The sequence below is a fragment of the Acetivibrio ethanolgignens genome, assembly GCF_001461035.1.
GTDB lineage: Bacteria > Bacillota > Clostridia > Lachnospirales > Lachnospiraceae > Velocimicrobium > Velocimicrobium ethanolgignens.
Genome location: NZ_LNAM01000025.1, coordinates 1 through 4,290 on the forward strand (window position 1 = coordinate 1; position 4,290 = coordinate 4,290).

A 4,290-nucleotide genomic window follows, 5' to 3' on the forward strand; every position below is an offset into this window, starting at 1 on the left:
CTTCCGAAATCCAACTTAATTTTTTGAAAAAAGTGTCTTGACAAATGGGTTCACTTTAAAGTACTGGCGCTTTTCTGTTTCTGAAAGTGTCGCCGGGTCAGCGACCATTCGGTGCGGACAGACTGTTATATTTTATATGTAAGCAAGAGAAATGGAGTGCCGGAGAGGTTCCGGAGACTGGAGGCAGACATGTATGGAGCAATATTAGGAGACATCATTGGAAGTCCGTTTGAATTTGACAGAGGAGACAAAACAAAGGAATTTGATCTTTTTACAAGAGGATGTGGATTCGCGGATGATTCTGTTATGACAGTAGCAATAGCAGAAGCGCTGATTGCCATTGGACCGGATGCAAATGAGATGGAGATTGAAGAGGCTGTGATTGCCAATATGCAGGACTGGGGAAGAAGCTATCCTCATGCAGGATATGGTGGTAAATTCAGACAATGGCTGGGAGCAAGAAATCCCAAGCCATATGGAAGCTATGGCAATGGATCCGCCATGAGAGTATCAGCAGCTGGTTGGCTATATCCTACGATTGAGAGAACCAGGGAAGTGGCAGAAGCTACGGCATCAGTTACACATAATCATCCGGAAGGAATCAAAGGAGCTGTTGCAACTGCAAGCTGTATTTTTCTTGCAAGAAATGGTGCGACAAAAGAAGAAATCAAGAAATATGTAGAACAGGAATTTCATTATGACCTGAGCAGATCATTAGATGAAATTAGACCGTATTATCATCATGTGGAGAGCTGCCAGCAGACTGTACCGGAAGCAATTACTGCTTTTCTGGAAGCAGAAGATTTTGAGGATGCAGTGAGGAATGCAATTTCATTAGGTGGTGATACAGATACCCTTGCTGCCATTACGGGAAGTATTGCGGAAGCTTTCTTTGGGATACCGGCAGTTCTTAAAGCTGAATGCCGTAACAGGATTGATCCGGAGATGAATAGGGTTCTTGATGCATTTGATGAAGTGATGGGAAGATGCTTCAGAAAGTTAGACGAGAGGATGCAGGGGAATGAACTAATCGAGAATGCGATTGATAACCTATATGTAATGCAGGATAATGACAGCTTTGTGGATGTTATTACATCCTTATGTTTTAGGATGAAAAGGGATGGCTGTGGAATGGTTCCTTTTGTAACGGTTGGCAAAGGGATGTTTTCTGATTTGGATATCTACAGCCTGAAAGAGGGAGATACAGTCACTCTTGATCATGAGGTCCGAATCCGCATGGACACTGTGGCTGCCGGAGATGGAGAGGAATGGCTTTACATTTTCACGAATGAAGAGGAGATATATAAGCAGCCCGTACCTGACGTGGTTATGGAAATACCATTTACAGACATGTTTGACATTGCTGGGAAGAGTGACAAGGTTGCGGGAGTAGTAATCAATCCTTTTGGAAGGTATTTCAAGGCAGATAAGAAAGTAATTGAGTGCATCGATGAAGTATTTAAGAATATGGAGGATTAGTCATTATGGAAAGAACAATCAGAGTAACAGGAAAAGGAAATATTTCAGTGAAGCCGGATATAATAAGGCTCAGACTCAGTATGGAAGGAATATACCCGGAATATGATGAGACATTACAGAAATCATCTGAAATAGTGGAGTTGCTGAAGGATCTTGTTGAAAAACAGGGATATGAACGCAAGGAATTGAAGACTTTGTATTTCAACATAGATACGGAATATGAAAGCTATCAGGCAAAGGACAAGAGCTGGAAAAGAAGATTTCAGGGATATAAATATGTGCATCGCATGAAAATAGAGTTTCCGGCAGATAATCAGAGGCTGGGAAGAATGCTTTATACTCTGGCGCACTGTCCGTTATCACCGGAGTTTTCGATTGAATATACCGTGGCGGATCCGGAAGCATCGAAAAATGAGCTGCTCGGAAAAGCGGTTAAGGATTCCATGAAAAAAGCATCTGTGCTTGCTGATGCGTCAGATGTGAAACTTGGAGAAATCGTAAATATTGACTATTCCTGGGGAGAGATCGATTTTGTATCAAGGCCTTTACAGGAGATGTCCTTAAGATGCTGTGAACCATGTGTAAGTGATTCAGAATCCTACGATATGGATATTGAGCCAGATGATATTGACATCACAGATACCGTAACCGTAGTCTGGTCACTGAAAGATTAGTGAAGGGATGTATTATGATGTCATCCATTTTTTATGGTGAGATTAAGGAAGACAAACTTAAAACATGGTCTGAAAATAGAAATCCATATGATATTCTGGTTGAGAATAACAGGGTTGAAAGACTGGGAGGATGGGACTTTCTCTTTATAGCAAAAGATCTTTTCACAGATGAGGTACAGGTTGACTGGGGGAGCTTTGCGTATAAATGTACCCGTAAGCAGCTACAGAAATTAGTCAGTGAAATGAAGTGTGAGATACCCAAAATACAGGAACTTGATCCAGATAAAGTATATGGTATAGTTTTTATTGAAGAATCGTAAGAAGAAAGGCATAGCACCATTCTGGTCCTATGCCTTAACTGCTTCCGGCAGCAGCATCCGGTCATCAATATAGTAGTCGCAGGTAATTTTACGGCTGTTGTTCCCGTAGAGTTCTATGATCTCCGGGAGGTTGTCGTTGACTGCATCAAATTCAAGATTCTGTTCCCGGCACCATTCGACGGCTTTTGACAAAGCCTCCCCGGCGCGGCATGTCCAGAGAATCAGTTTGTTACCATTTTTTCTCCATTCCTGAAGATAAGTAATCAGGGCTTGATTAGGCTGACCACAATCCGGCCATTTACTGAAACAGAGAGTGCCGTCAAAATCTACGGCAATGGTCTGGAAAGTGATTGTTTTATTGTTATCCATTCGTATCGTCCCTTTCATCTGATGTCAGGAGAGAGTATTTCTCTTCCGGAGTCAGTGTGGTGTTTTCCAAAATGTGAGTGAAAGCACGGTAACTCTGCATTTCTAATTCTGTGTTTCCTTCCATTTTGTATTTTTGTGCTGAGTTACTCTGTAACAAATTCCATAACAGAAATACATCATTACACGATCCCTCATCCAACCCAAAATTAGTAAGCGACCTGCATGCCTGGTCTATTTTTATAACCGCTTCTGCTACTTTGATAAGTGTAATAAATTCATCTTTTGTCATTGGTATTCTCCTTTTCGCTGTTGTCATCATATTTATATTCAAATAACTGGTCTACGGAAAGAGAGAAGTAGTGTGCAATCCTCATAGCAGATAACAGCGTTGGGAACTGGCGTCCCTTTTCAATACTTATAATGGTTCTAACGCTAATACCGGTAGCATCCGCAAGCTGCTGTTGAGTAATACCCAGATCAACTCTTGCTTCATGTACTTTGCTGGTCAAAGATTCTGTGCTCATGTCTGCAATCCCCCTTTACAAAAATATTGATAACAGAGGAAAAGCGGCTACTCCGCCTCCTACCATGTATAGACTAGCAATTTTGGTGTACAATAAAACGGACTAAGAGAGTACGCGGCCAAAAATCTTAAAGGAACTGTTTTCTGTGATGGGAATCGGATCGTATTTCTTATTGAGAGAAATAAGATAGGTTCCTTTTCTATTATTCTGGAATTTCTTGATATAAGCATTTCCGTCCAGGTAGAAGATGCCGATTTCTCCATCGTTAAGCTGTTCGGTCTGTTCGATCCAGACAAGATCCTCATTGTGGTAGCGGGGTTCCATACTGTCACCACTGATATGCACTCCAAAGGTTGCTTCCTCTGGGATGTCGGGAGAGGAGTACATTTCATAATCTTCTCCATCCAGGAAGGAACCGGTACCGGCAGAAACTGTCGTGTAGAATACTTTGCGTTCTCTGACAACATGAATGGGAATGATTTCTGCCGGTTTGTAATCGCCGGATTTTTCCAACAGGCGGATATAATCAAGCACCTTGTTAATTCCTTCTTCATTCAGGTTGCGGAAAGGGTTGATTGGGTTCTGTCCTATAAATTCCGTATATACATCATAAATATCAAGTATCTCACAGATGGATAGGAGCTGTCTGGCGCTTGGCTGCGTGCTGCCGGATTCCCATGCACTGATTGTATTCTGCTTTACAAAAATGTCATAGCATTCCAGTTTCTTTGCAAGTTCACCCTGTTTCATTTTGTTTGCTTTTCTGTTCTTCGCGATGATCTTTCCTAACTCTTTCATAATAAATAGCCTTTCTGATTGCTGTGATAAGTATCCTGTCATCGTATGAATGTATTTCCACTATACCATGATATTGAGGTCAAAACCATAAATAGATTTGTCCCTTCTCCTATAGTACCTTGAAAA

Annotated in this window: 7 protein-coding genes; 3 read left to right on the forward strand and 4 right to left on the reverse strand. The window is 41.5% G+C overall.

The annotated features are described in order from the left end of the window. Nucleotides 1-189 precede the first annotated feature (189 nt). From ASU35_RS02590 to ASU35_RS02600, 3 genes are read left to right on the forward strand one after another with little or no spacing between them, the layout of a single operon-like run. Nucleotides 190-1,479 (forward strand): ADP-ribosylglycohydrolase family protein, encoded by a 1,290-nt coding sequence (locus ASU35_RS02590; protein ID WP_058351549.1) that lies wholly within the window; start codon nucleotides 190-192, stop codon nucleotides 1,477-1,479. Between the two features lie 5 nt (nucleotides 1,480-1,484). After that, the gene (locus ASU35_RS02595; protein ID WP_058351543.1) at nucleotides 1,485-2,153 is read left to right on the forward strand and encodes an SIMPL domain-containing protein; all 669 of its coding nucleotides are present in this window, start codon (nucleotides 1,485-1,487) and stop codon (nucleotides 2,151-2,153) included. Between the two features lie 14 nt (nucleotides 2,154-2,167). Beyond that, complete coding sequence (locus ASU35_RS02600) at nucleotides 2,168-2,473, forward strand: hypothetical protein (protein ID WP_058351544.1); 306 nt, start codon at nucleotides 2,168-2,170, stop codon at nucleotides 2,471-2,473. Between the two features lie 27 nt (nucleotides 2,474-2,500). On the opposite strand, the gene ASU35_RS02605 is transcribed toward ASU35_RS02600, so the two are convergent. The 4 genes from ASU35_RS02605 to ASU35_RS02620 all read right to left on the reverse strand — a co-directional run bounded on the left by ASU35_RS02605 (nucleotide 2,501) and on the right by ASU35_RS02620 (nucleotide 4,164). Continuing rightward, the gene (locus ASU35_RS02605; protein ID WP_058351545.1) at nucleotides 2,501-2,842 is read right to left on the reverse strand and encodes a hypothetical protein; all 342 of its coding nucleotides are present in this window, start codon (nucleotides 2,840-2,842) and stop codon (nucleotides 2,501-2,503) included. Continuing rightward, entirely contained in the window at nucleotides 2,835-3,131 is a 297-nt protein-coding gene (locus ASU35_RS02610) for a hypothetical protein (RefSeq protein ID WP_058351546.1), read from the reverse strand. Before ASU35_RS02610 ends, ASU35_RS02605 begins: the two co-directional genes overlap by 8 nt. Continuing rightward, entirely contained in the window at nucleotides 3,118-3,366 is a 249-nt protein-coding gene (locus ASU35_RS02615; protein WP_058351547.1) for a helix-turn-helix transcriptional regulator, read from the reverse strand. Before ASU35_RS02615 ends, ASU35_RS02610 begins: the two co-directional genes overlap by 14 nt. A gap of 102 nt (nucleotides 3,367-3,468) precedes the next feature. After that, nucleotides 3,469-4,164, reverse strand: coding sequence for a helix-turn-helix domain-containing protein (locus tag ASU35_RS02620; RefSeq protein WP_058351548.1), 696 nt, complete (start codon nucleotides 4,162-4,164; stop codon nucleotides 3,469-3,471). Nucleotides 4,165-4,290 lie beyond the last annotated feature (126 nt).

Coding starts and splice junctions, on each gene's coding strand:
- ASU35_RS02590 (WP_058351549.1), top strand. CDS start 190: ATGTATGGAGCAATATTAGGAGACATCATTGGAAGTCCGTTTGAATTT.
- ASU35_RS02595 (WP_058351543.1), top strand. CDS start 1,485: ATGGAAAGAACAATCAGAGTAACAGGAAAAGGAAATATTTCAGTGAAG.
- ASU35_RS02600 (WP_058351544.1), top strand. CDS start 2,168: ATGATGTCATCCATTTTTTATGGTGAGATTAAGGAAGACAAACTTAAA.
- ASU35_RS02605 (WP_058351545.1), bottom strand. CDS start 2,842: ATGGATAACAATAAAACAATCACTTTCCAGACCATTGCCGTAGATTTT.
- ASU35_RS02610 (WP_058351546.1), bottom strand. CDS start 3,131: ATGACAAAAGATGAATTTATTACACTTATCAAAGTAGCAGAAGCGGTT.
- ASU35_RS02615 (WP_058351547.1), bottom strand. CDS start 3,366: ATGAGCACAGAATCTTTGACCAGCAAAGTACATGAAGCAAGAGTTGAT.
- ASU35_RS02620 (WP_058351548.1), bottom strand. CDS start 4,164: ATGAAAGAGTTAGGAAAGATCATCGCGAAGAACAGAAAAGCAAACAAA.